The organism is Novosphingobium piscinae (assembly GCF_014230355.1).
Lineage (GTDB): Bacteria > Pseudomonadota > Alphaproteobacteria > Sphingomonadales > Sphingomonadaceae > Novosphingobium > Novosphingobium piscinae.
The window spans coordinates 1-23158 of the sequence record NZ_JACLAX010000006.1 but is presented as its reverse complement, the minus strand read 5'-3'; the positions used below and the strand labels follow the sequence as shown (position 1 = coordinate 23158).

Sequence of the window (23158 nt, the reverse complement as noted above, 5' to 3'; positions counted from 1 at the left end):
GCGGCCCCTGCCGCTGCTTCGACCGGATCGTCCTGCCGGTAAACTAGCTGTCAGGCCAGTGACCGCTGCGCCCGGACGGGTCTCCTGGCTGTCCGCACTGGCCTTTGTGAGGGCTGACGCAGCCGCGCGGCTTTGGCAGCAAGGCGCAAAGCCAGAACACGTCCAGCGGGAGAGCCTGTGAGCTCAGCATATCCGGCCCATGTTCCGACCGACCGCGTGGTCGACGTCGACATCTACGCGCTGCCCGGCCAGAGCGACGATTTCCACCTCGCGTGGAAAGCGCTGCAGGACAGCGCCCCCGCCCTGGCCTGGACCCCGCGCAACGAGGGCCACTGGATCGCGCTGCGCGGCGATATCCTGGCCGAGGTCCAGTCTGACCACACGCGCTTTTCCAACCGGGTGATCGTGTTGCCCAAGTCGGTGGGCGAGCTGCATGCGCTGATCCCCACCACGATCGACCCGCCCGAGCACCGGCCCTATCGCAAACTGCTCAACGACGGCATGGCGCTTGCCCGGGTGCGGCGGATGCACGAGACCATCCGCGCCGAGGCGGCGGCGCTGATCGACGGCTTCGCCGCAGCCGGGCGCTGCGACTTCACCCGCGACTTTGCCGAGGTCCTGCCGATCCGTATCTTCCTCGCGCTGGTCGACCTGCCGTTGACCGATGCCCCGCTGATCCGCCGCTGGGCCGAAGCGATGACCCGGCCCAATCCGCCCATGCCGTTCGAGGAGGCCCGCGCGGCCTTCTTCAGCTACCTCGATCCGATCATCGCCGCGCGCCGCGCGCAGCCCGGCGACGACCTGCTCAGCCGCATGGTCACCGCCGACATGGACGGACGCACCCTGAGGCGGGACGAGGCGCTGTCGCTGTGCACCCAGGTGCTGATCGCCGGGGTGGATACCGTGGTGAACTTCCTGGGCTTCGTCATGCTGTTCCTGGCGCGCGAGCCGGGGACACGGGCGCAGCTGGCGGCGATGGCCTTCCCCGGGGTGCTCACCGCCACGCATGAGCTGTTCCGCCGCTTCGGGCTGGTGACGATCGCCCGGATCGTGCGCGAGGACATGGAGTTCCACGGCTGTCCGCTGAAGGCCGGTGACATGGTCTGCGTGCCGACCCAGATCCATGGCCTGGACGAGGCGATCAACCCCGACCCGCTGAGGGTCGACCTGACCCGGCGCGGCGGGCGCCATTCGGCCTTCGGCTCGGGCCCGCACCTGTGCCCCGGGCAGGAGCTGGCCCGCGCCGAGGTGGCGATCACGATCCACGAATGGCTGCAGCGGATTCCCGACTTCCGCCTTGCCGCCGAGGCCGATACCCACTGCTCGGGCGGGATCGTCGGCCAGGTCAATCGCGTGGTGTTGGAGTGGGACCGATGAACAAGCCGCCTTTCGACGCCGAAGCCGCGCTGCGCGACTATGTCGCCCGGCGGGACATCACCGATGCGGTGCAGCGCTACCTGCGCGGGCTCGACCGGCTTGACCCCGATCTCGTGCGCTCGGCCTTCACGGCCGATGCCTGGGTCGATTGCGGACTGATGGCGGGGCCAGCCGAGACCTTCGTGCCCTTCGCGATGGAGCTGCTGGGCGCGATGGAGGCCAACCAGCACCTGATGGGCCAGCTGCGGATCGAACTCCACGACGAGTTCAGGGCCAGCGGCGAGGTCTACTTCCAGGCCTGGCACGCCAGCCGCGACGAATCGGGTGCGCCGCGCGACCTGTTCATCGCCGGGCGCTATGTCGACGAGTACGCCTGCGACAATGGCGAGTGGAAGATCCACCGGCGCCACCTTATCACCGACTGGACAAGGGACGAACCGGCCGACCGCAGCGTCCTCGAAGCCCCGACCACCAATCGCGGCGGACGGAGCGGAGAGGATTTCAGCGAGCGGCGCAACTGGCCGGCATAACGCCCGAGAATTCTGGAGAGCAGTCCGATGAACGCACCGCAGCCCGTCTCGCGCTATTCGCAGGAATTCGACCTGCCGGTCCGGGGCGACACGATCACCGCCGATCGCTACATCACGCGCGAATGGATGGAGCTGGAGAACAAGCACCTCTGGCCCAAGGTCTGGCACCTCGGCGGCATGCTGGCCGACCTGGCCGAGCCGGGCGACGTGATCCGCCACAACCTGGGCAAGGAATCCGTGATCATGGTGCGGCAGGAGGACGGCGCGGTCCGCGCCTTCTACAACACCTGTCCGCACCGCGGGAACCGGCTGATCCTGGGCGAGGTCGCCTCGGTGCCGCGCATCACCTGCGGCTACCACGCCTGGCAGTTCGATCTGGATGGCACGCTGGTCAAGGTGCAGGATCCCGACGACTTCGCCGGGGGAGACCCCTGCGGCAAGGTCCGCCTCGCCGAGCTGCGCTGCGAAACCTGGGGGCCGTTCGTGTGGTGGTGCATGGACGATGACGTCAAGCCGCTGCTCGAATGGCTCGAGCCTTATCCCGAGCGGCTCAAGGGCTACCAGCTCGAGAACTGGGTGCGCGTGCTCAACGTCTCGGCTGACTGCGAGTTCAACTGGAAAATCATCCGCGACAATTTCAACGAGAGCTACCACCTCCCGACGATCCATCCCGAGCTGGCCACGTTCATCAACGACGGGCTGCCCACCACCCTGTTCGAGATGTACCCATCCGGACACAACGCGATGTGGATGGTCGGCCACCAGGCCACGACGCGAGTGGACTACGAGAGCGGCGACGTGCCGCCGGGGCTCTACGAGGCGGCCGAGGCCTGGGGAATCGACCCCAAGGCGTATCGCGGCCGCACCAGCGCGATCCGCGAGGCGGTGATCGAGGCCAAGCGCCGGCTTGGCCCGTCGCGCGGCTATCACAACTATGCGACGATGACCGACCAGCAGCTGGTGGACTATTTCCACTGCACGATGTTCCCCAACGTCACGCTGACGATGTCGCCCGAGCAGTGCCAGATCCTGCGCACCGAACCGCACCCGACGGATCCCGAGAAGTGCGTGTTCCAGCATTGGTGCCTCTATCCGCCGATCGAGGGGATGACCGAGGTGATGACACCGGTCGGCCCGGCGCCGTTCCGTCAGGATGCGATCCAGCGGCACAGCACCTATGGCGACGGCGTATCCCTGGGCTTCGTCGCCGATCAGGACCTGTCGATCGGCACCAGCCAGCAGCAGGGCCTCAACTCGCGCGGGTTCAAGGGGTGCATCCTGCCCAACCAGGAGAAGCGGGTGCAGCGCTTCCACGAGCTGCTCAACGACTACGTCCTGGGCAAGGACTGAGGCCATGACCGTCTGCCCGCTCGAGGATCGCCTGGCGCTGCACGACCTGACCGTGGCCTTCGCCCATGCCGTGGACAGGATGCAGGATGCCGGCGAGGTTGCGGCCTGCTTCACCGAGGATTGCACGATCGACCTGACCGGTATCGGCATGGCCGACGTGGTGACCGGGCACGCCGGGCTTCGCGGCTTCTACGCAGGCGCCTTCGCGGCCAATTCGCACCTGGCGCACATCGTCAGCAATCTGGCTGTGACCGCCTATGATGGCGAGACCGCCGCGGTGCGTGCCTATGTCACCGCGATGGCGCGCGGCAAGGACGGCGGCGGAATGACGGTCCACGGCCGCTACTACTTCGGCGCCCGGCGCACGGCCGATGGCTGGCGCTTCACCGGCTATACCATGGACTTCCTGCTCCCACCCGGGTGACCCGGAGGGTTTCCTCGAGGAAACTCCCCCCGGTCTGGGATTGCGCGGTGGTCGTGGCGGGGCTGGCCTTGCGGGCGGCGCCCTTGTCCCGTCACGCCGGGCCTGACCCGGGATGACGACCGCAGATGGGCGGATGATGCGGCTGGCACCCCCGCCCCCTGCCTCACACCTGGCTGAAGCCGCCGTCGATCGCGAACTCGCCGCAGGTGGCGAAGCTGGCAGCTTCGGAGGCGAGATAGACCACGATCCCACCCATCTCGTCGGGCCGGCCCATCCGTCCGATCGGGTGGCGCTGGTTGAGCCCGGCGCGCGATGCCTCGACCGAGGGCACCGCGCCCAGTTCGACATAGCGCTCCATGATGCTCTCGATCATCGGCGTCTCCACCCCGCCGGGATGGATCGAGTTGACGCGGATGTTGTAGCCCAGCGCCGCGAATTCGGCGCCCATGCACTTGGTCAGCATCTTCACCGCCGCCTTGCTGGTGCAGTAGGCCGCGTTGAACGCCGCGCCGCGCAGCCCGCCGACGCTCGAGAAGTTCACGATCGAAGCCCCGCCCGGGCGCGCCCGGCCGCCCGCCTTGAGCAGGTCGAGCAGCACCTGGCTGCCGATGACCACGGCATCGACATTGACCGCGTTGACCCGGTGCCATTCGGCCAGCGGGGTCGCCTCGAGCTTGCCGACGATCGAGATGCCGGCATTGTTGACCAGCACGTCGAGCCGGCCGTGCCGTTCGCGCACCGCCGCCTCGACCCGGCGCCAGTCGGCCTCGCTGGTCACATCATGCTGGAGGTAGAGCGCGGCGCCGGCAATCTCGGCGGCGGGGGCCATATCGGTGGCGATCACCGTGGCGCCGGCCGCAGCCAGGGCCTGGACGACCGCGCGGCCGATCCCGCCGCTGGCTCCGGTGACGACCGCGACGGTGTCGGGCAGGGCGATGGTCATGCGGGCAACTCCTATTGCGCGGTCCAGCCGCCATCGATCACCAGCTCGGCGCCGGTCATGTAGGCGCTGTCCGCGCTGGCGAGGAAGAACACGCCGCTGGCGAGTTCGGCGGGATCGGCCAGGCGACCGAGCGGGGTCTGCGCGCACATTGCGTCGACCAGCACCTGCGGATCGTCGGCCACGCCCTTGTCGACCCAGCGTTGGAAGCCTTCCTTCAGCAGCGGCGTCAGGACGAAGCCGGGGTGCAGCGAATTGGCGCGGATCGGCATTTTCTTCTGCGCATACTCGATCGCGATGCCCTTGGTGAACAGCCGCACCGCGCCCTTGGTGGCATTGTAAGCCGAGACCTCCGAGAAGCCGACCAGCCCCATGATCGAGCTGACGTTGATGATCGAGGAGCCACCCTGCACGGCCGCGCCGCTGGCCGCGAGCAGCGGGGTGAAGGTCTTCACCCCGAGGAACACGCCGTCGACGTTGATGTCCATGATCCGGCGCCAGCTCTCCATGGTCAGGGTCTCGACCGGGCCGGTCAGGTCGACCCCGGCGTTGTTGACCAGGATGTGGAGCCGGCCGTGCCGCTCGGTCACGAGATCGCGTGCGCGCTGCCAGTCGTCCTCGCGGGTGACATTGGCCTGGACGTAGCTGGCGGCCTGGCCCAGCCGGGCCAGGGTGCTGCCGGCCAGCGCGCTGTCGGGCGCGTCGAGATCGGACAGGACCACCTCCGCCCCCTCGGCCAGAAACCGCTCGACACAGGCGAGCCCGATCCCGCGCAACCCCCCCGAAACGAAGGCGACCCGGCCCTGCAAGCGCTGTGCACCCAGTTCCATCGCCTCAGACCCCCATCATACCGGCGGTCGTCGCGCCGTCGATCGCGTATTCCGCGCCGGAGATGAACGCGGCCTCGTCGCTGGCGAGATAGGCAACCAGCCCGGCCACCTCGTGGAGCTGCGCCATGCGCTTCATCGGCGCCATGCCTTCATAGATCGCGCGGGCGGCGGCGGGGTCGGGCTGGGCGTTCATGATCTGCTGGATCAGCGGGGTCTCGACCACCCCGGGGAGGATCGCGTTGACCCGGATGGCATAGCCCTGCTGGCCGCAATGCACCGCCGCCGACTTGGCGAGGGCGCAGACCGCGGCCTTGGTCACCGAATAGGTCACGTAGTTGCCCAGCGGGCGGGTGGCGTTCATCGACGAGTTGACGATGATCGCGCCGCGCGGACCGTCGGGGTTGCGCTTCATTCCCCTGATGGCGTGCTGCACGGTCAGCATGACCCCGGTCTGGTTGACCGCGACGACATGGTCCCAGCCCTCGATCCCGACCTCCTCGATGCTGGCGTCGCCGCTTTCGGTGCCGGCATTGGCAAAGGCGATGTCGAGCCGGCCCTCGGCGCCCAGGATCTCGTCGATCAGGCCCGGCCAGGAGGATGCGTCCTGCACCCGCAGCTTGCGGAACACGGCGCCGGTGGCCGCGCAGAGCGCCGCGGCCTCGGCCTCCTTCGAGCCGGTGAACCAGACCCTGGCGCCCTCCTCGCTCAGCCGCGCCACGGTTGCCGCGCCGATCCCGGTCGTCCCGCCCGTGACAAGCGCGACCTTGCCTTCAAGTCTCCTGGTCACATGATCTCTCCCGCGCATTCTGCACCGTCTTGTGGCAGATGTGGTGACGCCCCGCGACGGTCGGCGCAACCTATGCTTTCAGCAAGGTGACGCACGCACGCGCGCGGGGCAGAACCGGAAGAAATCGCCAGAATCGGCGTGCGGGAGCAAGGACATGGCCGAAAGTGATCCGAACGTGGGCGCGGGGAATCCGGCAGGTGCCGGGGGCCGCTGCGAGGCGATCAGCTGGCAGGAGCTGCTGGCGCAGGATTCGCGCCCGGCCCCGGCGATGCTGACCGAGGAGAGCTACGAGTACCGCGGCTCCGAGCCGCTGGCCGCCGAACGCTATACCTCCGAGGCCTTTGCAAAGCTCGAGCGCGAGCGGATGTGGCCCTATGTGTGGCAGTTCGCCGCGCGCGAGGAGGACATCCCCGAGCCGGGCGACTTCACCGTGTTCGAGAATGCCGGCCGCTCGTGGCTGATCAGCCGGCAGGATGATGGCTCGGTCAAGGCGATGCACAATGTCTGCCTGCACCGCGGCCGCAAGCTGCGCACCGAGGACGGCGCGGCCGACCGCTTCGTCTGCCCGTTCCACGGCTTCGCCTGGAACAAGGACGGCAGCTTCGCCGGGATGCCCTGTTCGTGGGACTTCAAGCACCTGTCGGCCGACAAGATGAACCTGCCCGAGGCCGAGGTGGGCCGCTGGGGCGGCTACATCTTCCTGCGCGAGGAGCGCGGCGGGCCGAGCCTCGAGGACTACCTTGCCCCCCTGCCCGAATTCTTCAAGCGCTGGCGGCACGAGGAATGCGCCACGGTGATCTGGGTGGCCAAGGAGGTTCCGGCCAACTGGAAAGTCACCGCCGAGGCGTTCATGGAAGCCTGGCACACGGTGGTCACCCACCCGCAGCTGCTGCCCTTCACCGGCGATGCCAATTCGGCCTACTGGATCTATGGCGACAACGTGAACGTCAATCACGTGCCCTTCGGGATCATGAGCCCGCACGTCGACCCCGCGGGCAAGACCCAGCAGTGGATCGTGGACGAGTTCTGCAAGTACAACGGCCGCTCGGCCGACAATTACGACCCGTCGGGCGATCCCTTCGCGGTGACCGTGCCCGACGGGATGACCGCGCGCGCCGCGCTGGGCGCGGCGATGCGCGCCGGCTACACCGCGCAGACCGGCTACGACCACGATCACGCCACCGACGCCGAGCTGCTCGACGGGCTCGTCTACAACGTGTTCCCCAACTTCGCGCCGTGGGGCGGGTTCATGCCGAACATCGTCTACCGCTGGCGCCCGGGCCAGACCCCCGACACCTGCCTCATGGAGGTGCGCATCCTCGCCCGCGTCAAGCAGGGTGAGCCGATGCCGCACGGCGTGCCGATGAAGCTGCTGACGCCCGAGCAGAAGTGGACCGATGCGCCCGAGCTGGGCGTGCTGGGCCACGTGTTCGAGCAGGACATGGACAACCTGCCCTACGTGCAGGAGGGCCTCCACGCCTCCAAGACCGGCCAGGTCAACCTGGGCGACTACCAGGAAATCCGCATCCGCCAGTTCCACCAGACGCTCGACAAGTACCTCAACGGCACGCTGGGGAAGACCGCGTGAGCGAGGCGGCCGAGGCCGGGGCCCATCCGCCCCGGATCAACTGCGTGCTGGTCTGCGGCGGGGTCTGGCACGACATGGACTTCGCCCGGCTCGAGCTGCTCAAGCTGCTGGCCGAGGATCCGGCGGTGCGCACCCGCGTGTTCGAGGACTACGAGAACCTCGAGGCGCTGGCCGCCGCGGACATCCTCATCACCTACACCTGCGACGTCACGCCCTCGCTCAAGGCGCAGGAAGCGCTGCGCGACTGGGTGGCGAAAGGCGGGCGGTGGTATGCCCTGCACGGGACCAACTCGGTGCTGCGGCTGCTCGACAGCGGCCTGTGGGACGCGCCGCGCTGGGCGCCCCTGCTGATGGACCTGCTCGGCTCGCAGTTCATCTCGCACCCGCCGATCGCGCCCTATACCGTGACCGTGGCCGATCCCGACCACCCGCTGGTCGCCGGGGTGCAGCCATTCGAGACCACCGACGAGCTCTATCACCTCGAGACCCACGGCGACCTGCACGTGCTGCTCGAGACCGAGTGCACCGAGGAAGGCACCGGCTTCGTCGAGGCCGCCGGGGCGCCGGGCAGGCACCCGGTCATGTACATCAAGACCCACGGCAAGGGCGCGGTGCTGTACAACACGCTGGGTCATTGCCGCGGCCACTATGATCTTCAGCCGCTGCTCGACTGGTGGCCCACCGTTGACCGCTGCGCCTGGGACCTGCCGGTGTTCTACGACCTGCTGCGCCGGGGCATCGGCTGGATCAAGCAGCGCGAGCGGGGGTAGCGGACGTTGCGCTCAAACGCGCAGAGGCCGCCCAGAACGTATTCGCACACCCGCAGAACGGCACATCGTCAAAACCATCGTCGTCCCGGGCTTGCCTGCCCTGACGGAGGTCAGGGACCCGGAACCGGGAGGTTCTTCCCCAACCGTAGCCACGCCAGCCCTGCCCCGGCTGACGGCCGGGGCGACGATCAGGGGGTGTTCGTGTGTTCCGTGCCGAGCGGATCTGGCTGTCCACTCCTGGGCGCAAGCCGCCAAGCCGAGGTCGGCCCTCCCCTCCATCCCGTCATGCCAGCGCAGGCTGGCATCTTCCCCGGCGGGGCGGGAGATCCCAGCCTTCGCTGGGATGACGGATACCGGGCGCAACCCGCCGAGCCCATGTCAGTCCTCCCCTCCACCCCGTCATGCCAGCGCAGGCTGGCATCTTCTGCGGCGAGGCGGGAGATCCCGGCCTTCGCCGGGATGACGGGTATCGGGCGCAAGCTGCCGAGCCCATGTCGGCCTGACCCTCCACCCCGTCATGCCAGCGCAGGCTGGCATCTTCGGCGGCGAGGCGGGAGATCCCAGCCTGCGCCGGGATGACGGGCCCTATGCAAATCCGCCGACGTTCGTCCGGCGCCCCGCTTCCCCTCTCACGCCACCCCGGCGAAGCGGTCGAGCGCGGCGTCGGGTTCATCGGGCCAGCGCGACAGAACCAGCAGGCGCTTGTGGGCATGGCCGATCGACAGCTCGTCGCTAACCCCCATCCCGCCGTGGAACTGGGTCATTTCGTGGCCAAGCGCGATCGAGGCCGAGCCGATGAACGCCCGCACCCCGGCAACCGCCTGGGCGAACTCGGGTTTGCCCCAGGACACCAGCGCCAGATTGAGCAGCGCCCGCGCCTGCTCGATCGCGGCATACTGCGCCACCATGCGGTGCTGGATCGCCTGGAAACTGCCCAGCCGCAGGCCGAACTGTTCGCGCGTGGTCAGGTATTCGCGGGTTTCGCCGAAGATGCGTTCCATGATCCCCAGCGCCTCGGCGCTGCGGGCCAGCGAGGCGAGCACGTCGGCGGACTCGATCGCGGCCACGCCGCCTGCCAGCAGTAGGGCCGGGGTGTCACTGAAGGTGAGCGACACGGCCACGCCGCCATCGGCCAGCCGCCATTCCTCACGCACCAGTCCGGGGGCGTCGGCCGTGACCAGATAGAGCGCCACACCCTCGGGCTCGGCGGCCGGGCCGGCGTGGCGGGCCGAAACGATGTAGCCGTCGGTACCGGCGCCGGCAGGCACGTAGGCCTTGTGGCCGGTGATCCGCGGACCGTCATCAGCCTCCCCGGCGCGGCACTCGATCCACAGCCGGCCCGGCCGTCCGCGCTGTTCGGCATGGGCCAGCGCAACCCGGCGCGAGCCCTCGACCAGGCCGGGCAGCCAGTCCGCACGGACATCGGCAGATGCGGTCGCGGCCAGCAGCCGGCCGGCCAGCAGCACGTTCTCGATCAGGGGTTCGACCACCAGGCCGCGGCCCATCGCCTCGAACACCGTGGCGATCCCGGTGGCATCCAGCCCCAGCCCGCCGGCATCCTCGTCGAACAGGGCGCCGATCAGCCCAAGCTCGCCCAGCAGCGCCCAGTTGGCCGGCGAAAAGCCGGCGGGCTCGGCCAGGTAGCGCCGGCGGCGGTCCATGTCGTAGTGGTCGGTGATGAAGCGCTCGGCCAGGGCCTTGAGCATTTCCTCATCTTCGCTCAGGTCGAAGTTCAACGGCAGTCCCCTCTTGGGGTGCGACACTAGCAGGATCGTCGCGGCCACCACGCTGGGCAAAGTGTCAGGTCTTCCGCGATTGTATCCTCACTAAATGCACTATAGACAAAGACAAACAACGCCAGGGAGTAGGCCGCTGCTGTCTCAGGATCGCATTGACGCAGTCCGGGTCGATGCCCCGCAAGACATCCGTCGCGCGGCGCAGGCGCTGCATGAGATCGCGCTCTCGTGCGGGTTTCGCGCGGCCCCGGCCCATGACATCGCCGACAAGCGCACCCCGGTCGATGCCGAAGGCAACGTACTCGCCCGCGACGTGTTCGGCTGGTCCGAGGATGACCGGGTGTGGTGGCGCAACTCGCGCATCGCGCTCGATTCCCCGCTGACCACCGCCTGCCGGTTCGAGAGCCAGCCGTTCTGGGTCAATGCCAAGGGCTTCCACCTGCGTCAGCCCAACGCCTATCTCGAGGCGATCAACCTGGCCAATTTCGAGAGCCGGGCCATGACCCGCGCGGCGATCGTGGTGCCGGTGCATCTGCCTTTCGGTCAGATCGGGGCGGTCAGCTTCAATCCGCTCGACCCCGACCACACCGACCTGAGCGAGGAGTTCCTTGCCTATGGCGATGCCTTCGGGGTCTATGCGCGAACCTTCATCGCCACCTATCTGCACGTCATGGGCTCGATCCAGTCGCTGCCGCCGGAATCGCGGCTGTCCAAGCGCGAGGTCGAGTGTCTGCGCTGGGCGGCGATCGGCAAGACCGATCTCGAGATCAGCATGATCATGTCGCGCAGCCGGGCGACGGTGCGGTTCCACATCCACAACGCCTCGGTCAAGCTCAACGCGGTCAACCGTAGCCAGACCGTGTTCAAGGCGGCGCAGCTGGGCTATATCTCGCTGGGCCACTAAGCCCGGACGCCGCCCCGCCGCGGCCGCCCTGCCCGAAGTAGCAGCCTAGCGTTTTGATGAGTCAAACTGCGCGGCAAACCGGGCTTTAAGACGATCAATCAGAATCGTGTCGAGAGGCGGAACACCTGGCCATGCGCCCCATTGCCCCCGGGCTGTTTACCGAGGAAAGCCAGCCGCGGCTGGTGGGCGGGCGTCATCGCGAGACGGGCCGGATCGTGTTCCCCTGCCCTCCGGGCGACGACTATGTGCCCTTTCCGCTCGCGCGGCAGGGCACCTTGTGGTCCTACACGATCCAGCGCTACCGCCCCAAGTCGCCGCCCTACGCCGGCCCCGAAGCCTTCGCGCCCTGGCCGGTCGGCTATGTCGAGCTGCCCGGCGAGACGATCGTCGAGGCGCGGCTGTGCGAGGTCGACTTTGCCGCGATCCGCATCGGCATGCCGCTTGAGCTGACCTTCGTCCCGCTTGATCCGGAGGCGCCCGAACCCGTGCTGGTCCATGCCTTCCGCCCGGCGCGAGGTGCAGCATGAGCGACGTCTGCATCGTCGGCATCGGCATCCACCGCTTCGGCCGGACCGATGGCCTGTCGGGCCTGCAGCAGGGGGTCCATGCGGTCCGCGCTGCGCTGGGCGATGCCGGGGTGGACTGGCCGCAGATCCAGTTTGCCTATGGCGGCTCGGATGCGGCCGGCAATCCCGACACGATGGTCGAGCAGCTCGGCCTGACCGGGGTGCAGTTCATCAACGTCAAGAACGGCTGCGCGACCGGCGGATCGGCGCTGTTCTCGGCGCAGATGGCGATCAAGTCGGGTGAGTTCGAGCTGGGCCTCGCGGTCGGCTTCGACAAGCACCCGCGCGGCGCGTTCAACGCCCTGCCGGCCGAGTACAACCTGCCGGACTGGTACGGCGAGGCCGGCTACATGATCACGACGCAGTTCTTCGCGGCGAAGATCATGCGCTACATGCACGAATTCGGCATCTCGCCGACCAGCCTTGGCCGGGTGGCCGAAAAGGCCTTCCGCAACGCGGTCCACGCCCCCCATGCCTGGCGCCGCGAACCGGTCGATCTGGACACGATCATGGGCGCGCCGCTCGTCTCCGATCCCTATACCAAGTACATGTTCTGCTCGCCCGCCGAGGGCGGCGTGGCGCTGGTGCTGGCCAGCGAGAGGAAGGCGCGCGAACTGGGCAAGCCGCTGATCCGGCTGAAGGCAGCCACCATGCGGACCCGCCCGCCCGGCTCGTTCGAGGTGTTTGCCCCGTCGATCGATATCGCCCGCGGCGGCTCGGCCACCCGCATCGCCGCGGCCGACGCGTTCCGCCAGGCGGGGATCGGCCCGGACGAGATCGCCGTGGCGCAGCTGCAGGACACCGAGGCCGGGGCCGAGATCATGCACATGGCCGAGAACGGCTTCTGCGCCGATGGCGAGCAGGAGGCCTGGCTGGCCGAGGGCCGCACCGAACTGGCGGGACGCCTGCCGGTCAACACCGACGGCGGCTGCCTGGCCTGCGGCGAGCCGATCGGCGCCTCGGGGCTCCGGCAGGTCTATGAGAACGTCGTGCAGCTGCGCGGCGATGGGGGCGGCCGGCAGGTGCCGGGCAGCCCGCGCACGGCCTACAGCCACGTCTACGGGGCCCCCGGCGTGTCGGCCGTAACGATCCTGGAGCGCTGATGGACATCGACTACTCCCCCAGCGACGCCGCCTTCCGTGACGAGGTGCGCGCCTTTCTTGCCGCCGAGCTGCCCGAGGCGGTGCGCGCCGGGGCCGCGGCCTCCCCCACGGTGTTCGTCGAACCGAACATCGGGCAGGTGTGGAATGCCGTGCTCCACCGCAAGGGCTGGCTGGGCTATCAGTGGCCGGCCGAGCATGGCGGCACCGGCTGGCCGCCGCTGTGGCGCTATATCTTCGAGAAGGAATGCGCCCTGGCCGGCGCCCCCAACCTCACCGTGCTGGGCCTGAAGCTGGTGGCCCCGGTGATCTGGACCTTCGGCAATGCGGCGCAGCAGAAGCATTATCTGCCGCGCATCCTGTCCGGCGAGGACTACTGGTGCCAGGGTTTCTCCGAGCCGGGTTCGGGCTCGGATCTCGCCTCGCTGCAATGCAAGGCGGTCTTGACCCATGACCCCGTGCGGGGCGATCACTATGTCCTCAACGGGTCGAAGATCTGGACCACCCACGCGCACCATGCCAACCGCATGTTCTGCCTGGTCCGCACCGATCCCGAGGCGCGCAAGCAGGCCGGGATCTCGTTCCTGCTGGTCGATCTCGACCAGCCCGGAGTATCGATCCGCCCGATCCTCAGCACGGCCGGCGACCACGAGGTCAACCAGGTGTTCCTCGAGGATGTGATCGTCCCCGTGGCCGACCGCGTAGGCGAGGAAGGCCAGGGCTGGGCCATCGCCAAGTTCCTGCTCGAGAACGAGCGCGGCGGATCGTGCCATGCCCCCAAGCTGTGCTATGATCTGGACCGGCTTGAGGAGGCCGCCCGGACCGAAAGCGACGGTCGCGGCGGGGTCATGGCCGATGATCCGCACTGGCGCCGCCGCGTCGCCCGCGCGCGGCTGTCCGCCCAGGCGCTGGAGATGATCGAGCTGAAGATCATCTCCGAGATCGCGAAGGGCCGCCAGCCCGGTCCGCAGACCTCGGTGACCAAGCTGCTCGCCTCCAACCTGCGCCAGGAGATCGACCTCCTGGCGGTGGATCTCTACGGTGCGGCCGGGCTGCAGCTGGAACAGAGCCGGCCGCTCTATGGCGACAATGCGCCGCACCCGGTACATTCGCGCGAGGCCCAACTGGCGGCCCCGCGCTATCTCAACAGCCGGGCCTGGACGATCTTTGGTGGTACCAACGAGGTCCAGGCCAATATCATCGCGAAGTCCGTGCTGGGCCTGTAAAACAGAGACGGGGTAGAGGAATGCAACTGAGCCGGGACGCGCTGCTACGCGCCTATCGCAGGATGAAGGTGATCCGCGAGTTCGAGGAGCGCCTGCACGTCGAGATCATGACCGGCGAGATCGCCGGGTTCACCCACCTCTACTGCGGCCAGGAAGCCGTCGCGGTAGGCGTGTGCGAGCATCTCGACGCCGCCGACAAGATCATCTCGACGCACCGCGGCCATGGCCACTGCCTGGCCAAGGGCTGCGACGTGACCGCGATGATGAAGGAGATCTGGGGCAGCCGCGAGGGACTCGGCAAGGGCAAGGGCGGCTCGATGCACATCGCCGACATCGAGGTCGGCATGCTCGGCGCCAACGGCATCGTCGGCGCCGGCGCGCCGATCGCGGTGGGTGCGGCGCTCTCGGCCAAGATCGACGGTCCCGGCCCGGACGGGCTGCGCGTGTCGATCGCCTTCTCGGGCGACGGCGCCTGCAACCAGGGCACCACCTTCGAGGCGATGAACTTTGCCGTGGTCACCCAGGCTCCGTGCATCTTCGTCTTCGAGAACAACCACTATTCCGAGCACACCGGAGTGGACTACGCGGTCGGCACCGCGGGCGACATCGCCAGCCGCGCCGAGGCCTTCGGCATGAAGGCCTGGCGCGCCGACGGGACCGACTTCTTCGCGGTCCACGACACGATGCGCGAAGTGCTGGCCCACGTCCGGGCCGGCAACGGCCCCGCCGCGGTCGAGTTCGACACGGAACGCTTCTTCGGCCATTTCGAGGGTGACCCGCAGCGCTACCGCGGCCCGGGCGAGCTCGACCGGATCCGCGCCGAGCGGGACTGCCTGAAGAAGTTCCGCGCCAGCGTGACCGCCGCCGGCCTGCTCGGCGACGCCGATCTCGACGCGGTGGACAGCGAATCGCTCGACGCGATCGAGGCCGCGGTCACCGCCGCGCGCGCCGCCGCCCGCCCGACCGCCGAGGACGTCCTGACCGACGTCTACATCTCGTACTGAAGGGGGCCGCGCAAATGGCACAGATGATGTACCGCGATGCCGTCCTGTCGACGATCGCAGAGGAAATGGCCCGCGACCCCAGCGTGGTGGTGCTGGGCGAGGACGTGGTCGGCGGCATGGGCACCGCCGGCGGGCCCGAGGCGATCGGCGGGATCTGGTCGACCTCGACCGGCCTGTTCGGCCAGTTCGGCGCCAATCGCGTGATCGACACCCCGATTTCCGAAAGCGCGATCATCGGCGCGGCCTCGGGCCTGGCGCTGTCGGGCAAGCGCCCGGTGGCCGAGCTGATGTTCGCCGACTTCATCGGCGTCTGCCTGGACCAGATCTGGAACCAGATGGGCAAGTTCCGCTACATGTTCGGCGGCAAGTCGAAGTGCCCGGCGGTGATCCGCATGGCCTATGGCGCCGGTTACAACGCGGCCGCGCAGCACAGCCAGTCGGTCCACCAGATCCTGACCGGCATGCCCGGGCTGAAGGTGGTGATGCCCAGCACCCCGGCCGACGTGAAGGGCCTGTTGCGCACCGCGATCCGCGACGACGATCCGGTGATCTTCCTCGAGCACAAGGCGCTCTACGGCATGTCGGGCGAGGTTCCCGACGATCCGGATTTCATGATCCCCTTCGGCCATGCCCGCCTGACCCGCGCCGGCCAGGACGTGACCATCGTCTCGTCCGGGCTGCTGCTGGGCTTCTGCGAAGCGGTGGCCGACAAGCTCGCTGCCGAAGGGATCGGCTGCGACGTGATCGACCTGCGCACGACCAGCCCGCTCGACGAGGAGGCGATCCTCGATTCGGTCGAGGTGACCGGGCGGCTGGTGGTGGTCGACGAGGCGCCGCCGCGCTGCGGGCTGGCCGCCGACCTCTGCGCGCTGGTGTCGAACAAGGCCTTCGCCAGCCTCAAGGCCCCGCCCGAAGCGGTGACCCCGCCCCACACCCCGATCCCGTTCGCGCGCGAGCTGGAATCGGCGTACCTCCCCTCGGTCGACAAGATCGAGGCGGGTGTGCGCAAGGTGCTCGGCTGGCGCTGAAGGAGGCGATGATGGCCGATATCCGCCCCTTCTGCATGCCCAAGTGGGGCATCGAGATGACCGAGGGAACCCTCGCCGAATGGATGGTGCAGGAGGGTGACGCCTTCACGCGCGGGCAGACGCTGTGCCTGATCGAAACCGCCAAGATCACCAACGAGGTCGAGGCCGAGTACGACGCGGTGGTGCGCCGCGTGCTGGTCGGCGCGGGCGGCGAGGCGCAGCCGGTCGGCGCGCTGCTGGCGGTCTTCGCCGATGCGGCCGCGACCGAGGCCGAGATCGAGGCTTTCATCGCGGCCTTCCGCCCGGCGGAAACGGCGGTGGCCGCGAAGGCAGCCGCGCCTGCCCCTGCCCCCGCCCCCGCTCCTGCTCCTGCTCCGGCGGCGGCCCCAGCGCCGACGCCGATCGTGACCAACCGACCGATCAGCCCGGAGGCGCTCAAGCTGGCCGAAACCCACGGGGTCGACCTGGCCGGCATCGCCGGTTCGGGCCGCAATGGGCGGATCACCTATCAGGACGTCCATCAGGCCCTGCGCCCGGCCACCGCGCCGGCGCTGAAGGGACCGGCCCAGCTGGTCGAGGACAATGCCCGGGCCTTCGCCTCGCCGCTCGCGCGGCGGCTCGCGGCGCTCCACGGGATCGACCTGGCCGGCCTGACCGGGACCGGCCCGCGCGGCCGCATCTCGAAGGCCGACGTGCTGGCCAAGGTGCCGGTGCCGGGGCCCGGCCCCGCCGCACCGGCCTTCGCGCCGGTGGCCAACCTGCCCGAGATCGTGCCCTTCGATCGCATCCGCAAGGTGGTGGCGCAGCGGCTCACCGCGGCCAAGCAGGAGATCCCGCACTTCTACCTGCGGATTTCGGCGCGCGCCGACGACCTGGTCGCCCTGCGCAAGACCGCCAACCTCGTGCTCGGCTGCAAGGCCTCGCTCAACGACTACATGGTCAAGGCCGTGGCGCTCGCGCTGGCCCGCCATCCGGACATCAACGTCCAGGTCCACGGCGAGGCGCTGCACCGCTTCCCCCATGCCGATGTCGCGATCGCCGTCGCCAGCCCCAAGGGCTTGGTGACCCCGGTGGTGCGCCAGGCCGACCGGCTGCGGATCGACCAGCTGGCCGCCGAGAGCCGCCGCCTGATCGACAAGGCCATGGCCGGCAAGCTGAGCTACGAGGACATGGAGGGCGGAACCTTCTCGGTTTCCAACCTCGGGATGATGGGAATCGAGGCGTTCGACGCGATCATCAACCCGCCGCAGGCCGCGATCCTCGCGGTGGGCGCGGTCACCCGTCAGCCGGTCGAGACCGAGCAGGGCGATATCGCCTTCGAGAGCCGCATCGCGCTGGGCCTGTCGGTTGATCATCGCGCCATCGACGGGGCGGCCGGCGCGGCCTTCCTCGCCACGCTGAAGCACTTGATCGAACATCCGGAGGGTCTGTTCCAGTGACCGATGCCAAAGCCCTGACCGCGCCCTCCCTCACCAGCCTGGGTCCGGTCGGCCAGCTGGCCTACCTGCCGAGCGATTTCGACGCGGCCGTGCGCTACTGGACCGAGACCATGGGGGTCGGCCCGTTCTTCCTGCTCGAGAACGTCGCGCTGGGCGACATGACCTACAAGGGCCAGCCGACCGGGGCGGTGTTCTCGATCGCGATCGCCTACTGGGGCGACGTGCAGATCGAGCTGATCCGCGCCGAGAACGACGAACCGGGGATCTACACCGGCGACTATGCGGTGAAGGACCGGCTGCACCACATCTGCATCTTCGTCGATTCGATCGAGCAGGCCCGCGCCTCGGTCGCCGCGGCGGGCGCCGAGGTGCTGGTCGAGGGCAAGGTCGGCGCGGACGGGGCAGTGCTCTATGTCGATCCCGGCGCCGGGCCCGGACACGTGATCGAGCTCCTGCAGAACATGACCGGCGCCGATGCCATCTTCCAGATGATCAAGGATGCCGGCAAGAACTGGGACGGCAGTGACCCGCTGCGCACCCTTGGCTGAGGCGGATAGCGCGCGCATGACCATTTCCCCCGATGTCCTCGCCCTGGCCGACCGCGTCGAAGCCTTTGTCCGCGAGGTCGTGTTCCCCTGCGAGCAGGATCCGCGGCGCGATCACCATGGCGCCCCGCTTGACGCGCTGGTCTACGAACTGCGCGACAAGGCCCGCGCTGCCGGGGTGCTGACCCCGCACATCCGCCCCGACGGATCGCACCGCAGCCAGCGCGAGACCGCGGTGCTGCTGATCCGCTCGGGCCTGACCCCGCTGGGCGCGCTGGCCTGCAACACCAATGCCCCGGACGAGGGCAACATGTACCTGATGGGCCACGTCGGCTCTCCCGAGCAGAAGGCACGGTTCCTGCGACCGCTGGTCGAGGGCCGCGCGCGCTCGGCCTTCCTGATGACCGAGCCGTGGGAGGACGGCGGCGCCGGGGCCGACCCCTCGATGATGAAGACCACCTGCCGGCGCGACGGCAACCACTGGGTGGTCAACGGGCGCAAGCGCTTCATCACCGGGTTCGAGGGGGCGACGATCGGCATCGTCATGGCCCGGGCCGAGGAAGGCGCCTGCATGTTCCTGGTCGACCTGCCCGACCCGGCGATCCGGATCGAGGAGATCCCCAACACGATCGACAGCTCGATGCCCGGCGGCCACGCCACCCTGAGCATCGAGAACCTGCGCATTCCCGCCGACCAGATGCTGGGCGAGGCCGGCGAAGGCTTCAAATATGCCCAGGTGCGGCTCTCCCCGGCACGCCTGTCGCACTGCATGCGCTGGCTGGGGGCCTGCATCCGCGCGCAGGAGATCGCCACCGACTATGCCTGCCGCCGCGAGGCCTTCGGCAAGGCGCTGATCGATCACGAGGGCGTCGGCTTCAAGTTGGCCGAGAACCGGATCCTGCTGCAGCAATGCGAGCTGATGATCGACTGGTGCGCCGGAGTGCTCGACACCGGCAGCCTCGGCACGGTCGAAAGCAGCATGGCCAAGGTCGCCGTATCCGAAGCCCTGATGACCGTGGCCGACAATTGCGTGCAGGTGATGGGCGGCACCGGGGTGACCGGCACCACCATCGTCGAGACCGTGTTCCGCGAGATCCGCGCCTTCCGCATCTACGACGGCCCGACCGAGGTCCACAAGTGGAGCCTGGCCAAGAAGATCAAGCGCGACTGGAAAGCGGCGCAGGGCTGAGCGTGACCAGTCCCGCGTCCCCCGGCAGCGCCGATCTTGCCGCCGCCAATTCCGGCACCACCGCGGTCCGCGCGGGCTATGCCTTCGACGAGGCGGCCCTGGCCGAATGGCTGGCGGCGGCGGTGCCGGACTATGCCGGGCCGCTCCGGGTCGAACAGTTCCGCGGCGGGCAGTCCAACCCGACCTACAAGCTGATCACCCCGGGGCGGGCCTATGTGCTGCGCCGGAAGCCGCCGGGCGAGTTGTTGCCGGGAGCCCACGCGATGGACCGCGAGGCCCGCGTCCTCACCGCCCTGGGTGGTGCCGGCTTCCCGGTGGCGCGGGTGCACGGCTATTGTGAGGACCCGGCGGTGATCGGGACCAGCTTCTACGTGATGGACATGGTCGAAGGCCGGGTCTTCTGGGATGCGACCTTCCCCGGTGTCGCGCGGGCCGATCGGGCGGCCTACTTCACCGCGATGAACACGACCATGGCCGCGCTGCACGGGCTCGATCCGGCGGCGATCGGGCTGGGGGACTATGGCAAGCCGGGCAACTATTTCGCGCGGCAGATCGGGCGGTGGTCGAAGCAGTACCTGGGCGACGACCTGGCCGGGCGCAACGCCGATATGGACGCGCTGGTCGAATGGCTACCCGAGGCCATTCCCCCCGGCGACGAGACCCGCGTGGTCCACGGCGACTTCCGCTGCGACAACATGATCTTCCATCCGACCGAGCCGCGCGTGCTGGCCGTGCTCGACTGGGAGCTGTCGACGCTGGGCCATCCGCTGGCCGATTTCGCCTATCACGCGATGATGTACCGCATGCCGCCCGATATCGTCCCGGGCCTGGGCGGCGCCGATCTGGCCGCGCTGGGGATCCCGGACGAGAGCGCCTACGTCGCCGCCTACTGCGCCAGTACCGGGCGCGATGGCATGCCCGACTATCCGTACTATCTCGCCTTCAACCTGTTCCGGCTGGCGGCGATCTTCCACGGGATCAAGGGTCGGGTGCTGCGCGGGACGGCGGCCAATGCCCAGGCCCGCGAGCGCGCCGAAGCCTTCCCGCGCCTCGCCCGGCTGGCCCGCGAGGCCATGGCGGAGTGCCGGGGCGCGGGCTGATCAGGCAGCGCGCGGGGAAGCCGCCCGACCGCTGCGGCGGCGGAACGAATCGACCATGCTGCGCACCTGATGCGCATGGACGGGATGGCTGATCAGGTAGCCCTGCACGCTGTCGCAGTTTTCCTGCTCGAGAATGCGGAACTGCTCGGGAGTCTCGACCCCTTCCGCGGTGGATTTGATCGCCAGGCTGCCGCACAGCCCGGAGACCGCGCGGATGATCGCCAGGCTGTCCTTGTTGCTCTCGATCTCGCGCACGAAGCTCTGGTCGATCTTGATCCTGTCGAATGGAAACTGCCGGATGTACGACAGCGACGAGTAACCCGTGCCAAAATCATCCAGCGAGATGTGGCAGCCCAGCGCCTTCAGCTCGAGCAACTGGGCGCGCACCGCGGCCACGTCCTCGAGCATCAGGCTTTCGGTCACCTCCAGCTCGAGCCGGGCCGGGTCGAGGCCGGACCGGGCCAGAGCGGCCTGGACGACCGAGACCAACCGGCCCGAGCGGAACTGCACTGCCGAAAGGTTGACCGCCACCTTGACCTCCGCCGGCCAGGCACTGGCCTCGCGCGTGGCGGAATCGAGCACGAAGCGGCCGATCTCGTCGATCAGGCCAAGTTCCTCGCAGACGCCGATGAACTGGAGCGGTGACACCTCGCCGCGCTCGGGATGCTCCCAGCGCAGCAGCGCCTCGACCGCCGAGACCTGGTTGGTGGCGATGTCAAGCTGGGGTTGATAGCGCAGGGTGAATTCATGGCGTGACAGCGCCTCGCGCAGATCGGTCTCGAGCCGGTGCCGCGCCGTGGCAACCTCGTGCATCTGCGTCGTATAGATCCGCGCATTGCAGCGGCCCTCGGCCTTGGCGGCATAGAGCGCGAGATCGGCCCGGCGCAGCGCCTCGAGCGGCTCGATCGTGCTGGCATCCTCGATCGAGATACCAATGCTGACGCCGATGCGGATGCGGTGGTGGCCGATCGCGAACGGCCGGGTCAGGGCCTTGATGATCCGTTCAGCCAGGCGCAGGCAATCGCGGTCGGCGACCACGTGCAACTGCACGATGGCGAACTCGTCGCCGCCGAGCCGGGCAACCACGTCGTTGGGCCGCAGCACCCCCGTGATACGCTTGGCCACGGCGACCAGCAGGGCATCGCCGGTCATGTGGCCGAGGGTGTCGTTGACCGCCTTGAACCGGTCAAGGTCCAGGCAGAATACCCCGCAGCGCCGCCCCTTCTCGCCATAGCGCCGGATCTCGCTGAGCCGCTCGCGCAGCTGCAGTCGGTTGGGCAGGTCGGTCAGGGAATCGTGCCGGGCCAGATGGGCGATCTTCGCCGACGCCTCGCGGCTTTCGGTGACGTCGGCCACGGTCAGCAGATAGCCGCCATCGGCCGTGCGCAGCAGGGTGATCGAGCGTCCGTCGGGCCACCGCTGTTCGAGTGGCCGGGAATCGACCAGGTCGAGCTGCTCGTTGGCCAGCAGCCGGCGATCGAGTTCGGTGGCGCCGTTGAGCGCGGAGCCGAGGGCCAGCAGCCGGGCCAGCTCGCTGCCGGGGGGGAAATCCGCCTCGGCCACCCCGTAGATCTCGAGCATGCGCCGGTTGATCATGACCGAGCGGCCGGCCCCGTCGAACAGGCACAGCCCCTGCTCCATGGTATCCAGCGCCACCTTGAAGCGCATGTTCTGCAGTTCGAGCTGGCCCAGCGTCCGGTCGAGTTCGTCGGCCATGACCCGGTTGGCGTGATCCGCCCGCCGCCGCTCCTGATCGCGCTCGCCATAGGCTTCGGCGACCATCGCCAACAGGCTGGCGATATCACCGTCGGCCCGGGTCATCTGGCGCCGCAGCAGCGGATGGGGGCAGTCGTCAGCCGTCATGCCGCCTCGGCGAGCAGGGTGAGCGTCACGGTCTGGTTGTGCAGCCCGGCCACCGGCGAGCCGGCGCGCGGCGCGATCTCGCCGTAGGAATAGTATCCCGCCATCGGCACACCGGTACCGAGCACGGCATGGACCTGTTCGATCTCCGCCTCGGTGTGCTGGCCCATCAGCAGCCTGCGGCCGACGCAGCTGACCAGCAGGCAGGCGGCCGGATGGACCCTCTGGGCGGCCATCTCCTCACGGGCATCCCGCGCCGCGCTGGCCGCGCCGTCGATCAGCCGATCGATCGATCCGCGCATCAGCTGCGCGTGCCAGCCCTCCGGCACGTCGCCCGCCAGCAACAGGCTTCTGGTCGCGCGGTCGACGCCCAGCAGGGTGCGCACGAACAGGGCATCTGGCTTGGCCGGATCCCAGATGCACAGCGGATAGAGCAGCCCCGAGCCGGGCAGCGCGGCGGCCTCGTCGCCGAGGTAGGTTTCATAGAGGTCCAGCGCCGGCCGGTCGTCGAGCGCGTGCAGCACCAACCCGGCCGAGGCGGTGATCCGGCGCCGCGGGCCGAACCCGTCCCAGCCCCCGACACAGCCATGGCCGAACCGGATGGCATCGCCATAGAAGCCGATCGCGGCGATGGTCCCCGCCTGCACTGCGCCGTTGAGCGCCACCAGGGTCTCGGCAAACCGCGCGCCGTCGCCCGCCATGCCCCCGCTGATCTCGGCCTCGACCCCGACGACGTCCGTATCCATCCGGTGAGGGCCGCGGCGTGATCCCGACCGGATCGTAGGCCGGGTTTATGCGGCGAGCTTTGCAGCGCGCGGTCCCCAGTTCCAAGGCAGGAGCTGATCGAGCTTGGTGGCGGGATGAT

General features: G+C 68.9%; 22 protein-coding genes. 16 read left to right on the top strand and 6 right to left on the bottom strand.

What is annotated here, in order from left to right:
* Positions 1 to 177 precede the first annotated feature (177 nt).
* From H7F53_RS07525 to H7F53_RS07510, 4 genes are read left to right on the top strand one after another with little or no spacing between them, the layout of a single operon-like run.
* A complete protein-coding gene (locus H7F53_RS07525) occupies positions 178 to 1377 on the top strand; it encodes a cytochrome P450 (protein ID WP_185678884.1) in 1200 nt (399 codons plus the stop codon).
* Positions 1374 to 1907 carry a nuclear transport factor 2 family protein gene (locus tag H7F53_RS07520; RefSeq protein WP_185678883.1) on the top strand — a complete coding sequence of 178 codons (534 nt, stop codon included), beginning with the start codon at positions 1374 to 1376 and terminating at the stop codon, positions 1905 to 1907. Before H7F53_RS07525 ends, H7F53_RS07520 begins: the two co-directional genes overlap by 4 nt.
* A gap of 27 nt (positions 1908 to 1934) precedes the next feature.
* Positions 1935 to 3257 carry an aromatic ring-hydroxylating oxygenase subunit alpha gene (locus H7F53_RS07515; RefSeq protein ID WP_185678882.1) on the top strand — a complete coding sequence of 441 codons (1323 nt, stop codon included), beginning with the start codon at positions 1935 to 1937 and terminating at the stop codon, positions 3255 to 3257.
* 4 nt (positions 3258 to 3261) lie between these two features.
* The gene (locus tag H7F53_RS07510) at positions 3262 to 3681 is read left to right on the top strand and encodes a nuclear transport factor 2 family protein (RefSeq protein ID WP_185678881.1); all 420 of its coding nucleotides are present in this window, start codon (positions 3262 to 3264) and stop codon (positions 3679 to 3681) included.
* Between the two features lie 163 nt (positions 3682 to 3844).
* On the opposite strand, the gene H7F53_RS07505 is transcribed toward H7F53_RS07510, so the two are convergent.
* From H7F53_RS07505 to H7F53_RS07495, 3 genes are read right to left on the bottom strand one after another with little or no spacing between them, the layout of a single operon-like run.
* The gene (locus tag H7F53_RS07505; RefSeq protein ID WP_185678880.1) at positions 3845 to 4624 is read right to left on the bottom strand and encodes an SDR family NAD(P)-dependent oxidoreductase; all 780 of its coding nucleotides are present in this window, start codon (positions 4622 to 4624) and stop codon (positions 3845 to 3847) included.
* Between the two features lie 11 nt (positions 4625 to 4635).
* Positions 4636 to 5451 carry an SDR family oxidoreductase gene (locus H7F53_RS07500; RefSeq protein ID WP_185678879.1) on the bottom strand — a complete coding sequence of 272 codons (816 nt, stop codon included), beginning with the start codon at positions 5449 to 5451 and terminating at the stop codon, positions 4636 to 4638.
* Between the two features lie 4 nt (positions 5452 to 5455).
* Positions 5456 to 6238: an SDR family NAD(P)-dependent oxidoreductase gene (locus tag H7F53_RS07495; protein WP_343061974.1), complete on the bottom strand. Its 783-nt coding sequence runs from the start codon at positions 6236 to 6238 to the stop codon at positions 5456 to 5458.
* A 154-nt stretch (positions 6239 to 6392) separates the two neighbouring features.
* Between H7F53_RS07495 and H7F53_RS07490 the strand changes: the two genes are divergently transcribed.
* Complete coding sequence (locus H7F53_RS07490) at positions 6393 to 7826, top strand: aromatic ring-hydroxylating oxygenase subunit alpha (RefSeq protein ID WP_185678877.1); 1434 nt, start codon at positions 6393 to 6395, stop codon at positions 7824 to 7826.
* A complete protein-coding gene (locus H7F53_RS07485) occupies positions 7823 to 8596 on the top strand; it encodes a ThuA domain-containing protein (RefSeq protein ID WP_185678876.1) in 774 nt (257 codons plus the stop codon). Before H7F53_RS07490 ends, H7F53_RS07485 begins: the two co-directional genes overlap by 4 nt.
* A 629-nt stretch (positions 8597 to 9225) precedes the next feature.
* On the opposite strand, the gene H7F53_RS07480 is transcribed toward H7F53_RS07485, so the two are convergent.
* Complete coding sequence (locus H7F53_RS07480; protein WP_185678875.1) at positions 9226 to 10332, bottom strand: acyl-CoA dehydrogenase family protein; 1107 nt, start codon at positions 10330 to 10332, stop codon at positions 9226 to 9228.
* A 94-nt stretch (positions 10333 to 10426) separates the two neighbouring features.
* Here H7F53_RS07480 and H7F53_RS07475 point away from each other — a divergent pair, with 94 nt between their 5' ends.
* The 10 genes from H7F53_RS07475 (at position 10427) to H7F53_RS07430 (ending at position 20433) form a co-directional block, all read left to right on the top strand.
* On the top strand, positions 10427 to 11236 hold the full coding sequence (locus H7F53_RS07475; protein WP_185678874.1) for a helix-turn-helix transcriptional regulator: 810 nt from the start codon (positions 10427 to 10429) through the stop codon (positions 11234 to 11236).
* Positions 11237 to 11367: 131 nt separating this feature from the next.
* Positions 11368 to 11763: a Zn-ribbon domain-containing OB-fold protein gene (locus tag H7F53_RS07470; RefSeq protein WP_185678873.1), complete on the top strand. Its 396-nt coding sequence runs from the start codon at positions 11368 to 11370 to the stop codon at positions 11761 to 11763.
* On the top strand, positions 11760 to 12905 hold the full coding sequence (locus tag H7F53_RS07465; protein ID WP_185678872.1) for a thiolase family protein: 1146 nt from the start codon (positions 11760 to 11762) through the stop codon (positions 12903 to 12905). Before H7F53_RS07470 ends, H7F53_RS07465 begins: the two co-directional genes overlap by 4 nt.
* On the top strand, positions 12905 to 14128 hold the full coding sequence (locus tag H7F53_RS07460; protein WP_185678871.1) for an acyl-CoA dehydrogenase family protein: 1224 nt from the start codon (positions 12905 to 12907) through the stop codon (positions 14126 to 14128). The genes H7F53_RS07465 and H7F53_RS07460 overlap by 1 nt, the downstream gene beginning before the upstream one ends.
* Before the next feature lie 20 nt (positions 14129 to 14148).
* Positions 14149 to 15132, top strand: a complete 984-nt coding sequence (locus H7F53_RS07455; RefSeq protein ID WP_185678870.1) for a thiamine pyrophosphate-dependent dehydrogenase E1 component subunit alpha — start codon at positions 14149 to 14151, stop codon at positions 15130 to 15132.
* 14 nt (positions 15133 to 15146) lie between these two features.
* Positions 15147 to 16160 (top strand): alpha-ketoacid dehydrogenase subunit beta, encoded by a 1014-nt coding sequence (locus H7F53_RS07450; RefSeq protein WP_185678869.1) that lies wholly within the window; start codon positions 15147 to 15149, stop codon positions 16158 to 16160.
* A gap of 11 nt (positions 16161 to 16171) precedes the next feature.
* Positions 16172 to 17599, top strand: a complete 1428-nt coding sequence (locus H7F53_RS07445) for a dihydrolipoamide acetyltransferase family protein (protein WP_185678868.1) — start codon at positions 16172 to 16174, stop codon at positions 17597 to 17599.
* On the top strand, positions 17596 to 18147 hold the full coding sequence (locus H7F53_RS07440) for a VOC family protein (RefSeq protein WP_343061973.1): 552 nt from the start codon (positions 17596 to 17598) through the stop codon (positions 18145 to 18147). Before H7F53_RS07445 ends, H7F53_RS07440 begins: the two co-directional genes overlap by 4 nt.
* Positions 18148 to 18163: 16 nt before the next feature.
* On the top strand, positions 18164 to 19333 hold the full coding sequence (locus H7F53_RS07435) for an acyl-CoA dehydrogenase family protein (protein WP_185678867.1): 1170 nt from the start codon (positions 18164 to 18166) through the stop codon (positions 19331 to 19333).
* 2 nt (positions 19334 to 19335) lie between these two features.
* Positions 19336 to 20433 carry a phosphotransferase family protein gene (locus tag H7F53_RS07430; protein WP_343061972.1) on the top strand — a complete coding sequence of 366 codons (1098 nt, stop codon included), beginning with the start codon at positions 19336 to 19338 and terminating at the stop codon, positions 20431 to 20433.
* Here the strand turns inward: H7F53_RS07430 and H7F53_RS07425 are convergent, their stop codons facing one another.
* Together H7F53_RS07425 and H7F53_RS07420 are read right to left on the bottom strand one after the other, a co-directional pair.
* Entirely contained in the window at positions 20434 to 22296 is a 1863-nt protein-coding gene (locus tag H7F53_RS07425; protein WP_185678865.1) for a putative bifunctional diguanylate cyclase/phosphodiesterase, read from the bottom strand.
* A complete protein-coding gene (locus tag H7F53_RS07420) occupies positions 22293 to 23039 on the bottom strand; it encodes an FIST signal transduction protein (protein WP_185678864.1) in 747 nt (248 codons plus the stop codon). The genes H7F53_RS07425 and H7F53_RS07420 overlap by 4 nt, the downstream gene beginning before the upstream one ends.
* Positions 23040 to 23158: the final 119 nt, after the last annotated feature.

Coding starts and splice junctions, on each gene's coding strand:
- H7F53_RS07520 (WP_185678883.1), top strand. CDS start 1,374: ATGAACAAGCCGCCTTTCGACGCCGAAGCCGCGCTGCGCGACTATGTC.
- H7F53_RS07515 (WP_185678882.1), top strand. CDS start 1,935: ATGAACGCACCGCAGCCCGTCTCGCGCTATTCGCAGGAATTCGACCTG.
- H7F53_RS07510 (WP_185678881.1), top strand. CDS start 3,262: ATGACCGTCTGCCCGCTCGAGGATCGCCTGGCGCTGCACGACCTGACC.
- H7F53_RS07505 (WP_185678880.1), bottom strand. CDS start 4,624: ATGACCATCGCCCTGCCCGACACCGTCGCGGTCGTCACCGGAGCCAGC.
- H7F53_RS07500 (WP_185678879.1), bottom strand. CDS start 5,451: ATGGAACTGGGTGCACAGCGCTTGCAGGGCCGGGTCGCCTTCGTTTCG.
- H7F53_RS07490 (WP_185678877.1), top strand. CDS start 6,393: ATGGCCGAAAGTGATCCGAACGTGGGCGCGGGGAATCCGGCAGGTGCC.
- H7F53_RS07475 (WP_185678874.1), top strand. CDS start 10,427: ATGCACTATAGACAAAGACAAACAACGCCAGGGAGTAGGCCGCTGCTG.
- H7F53_RS07470 (WP_185678873.1), top strand. CDS start 11,368: ATGCGCCCCATTGCCCCCGGGCTGTTTACCGAGGAAAGCCAGCCGCGG.
- H7F53_RS07465 (WP_185678872.1), top strand. CDS start 11,760: ATGAGCGACGTCTGCATCGTCGGCATCGGCATCCACCGCTTCGGCCGG.
- H7F53_RS07460 (WP_185678871.1), top strand. CDS start 12,905: ATGGACATCGACTACTCCCCCAGCGACGCCGCCTTCCGTGACGAGGTG.
- H7F53_RS07455 (WP_185678870.1), top strand. CDS start 14,149: ATGCAACTGAGCCGGGACGCGCTGCTACGCGCCTATCGCAGGATGAAG.
- H7F53_RS07450 (WP_185678869.1), top strand. CDS start 15,147: ATGGCACAGATGATGTACCGCGATGCCGTCCTGTCGACGATCGCAGAG.
- H7F53_RS07445 (WP_185678868.1), top strand. CDS start 16,172: ATGGCCGATATCCGCCCCTTCTGCATGCCCAAGTGGGGCATCGAGATG.
- H7F53_RS07435 (WP_185678867.1), top strand. CDS start 18,164: ATGACCATTTCCCCCGATGTCCTCGCCCTGGCCGACCGCGTCGAAGCC.
- H7F53_RS07425 (WP_185678865.1), bottom strand. CDS start 22,296: ATGACGGCTGACGACTGCCCCCATCCGCTGCTGCGGCGCCAGATGACC.
- H7F53_RS07420 (WP_185678864.1), bottom strand. CDS start 23,039: ATGGATACGGACGTCGTCGGGGTCGAGGCCGAGATCAGCGGGGGCATG.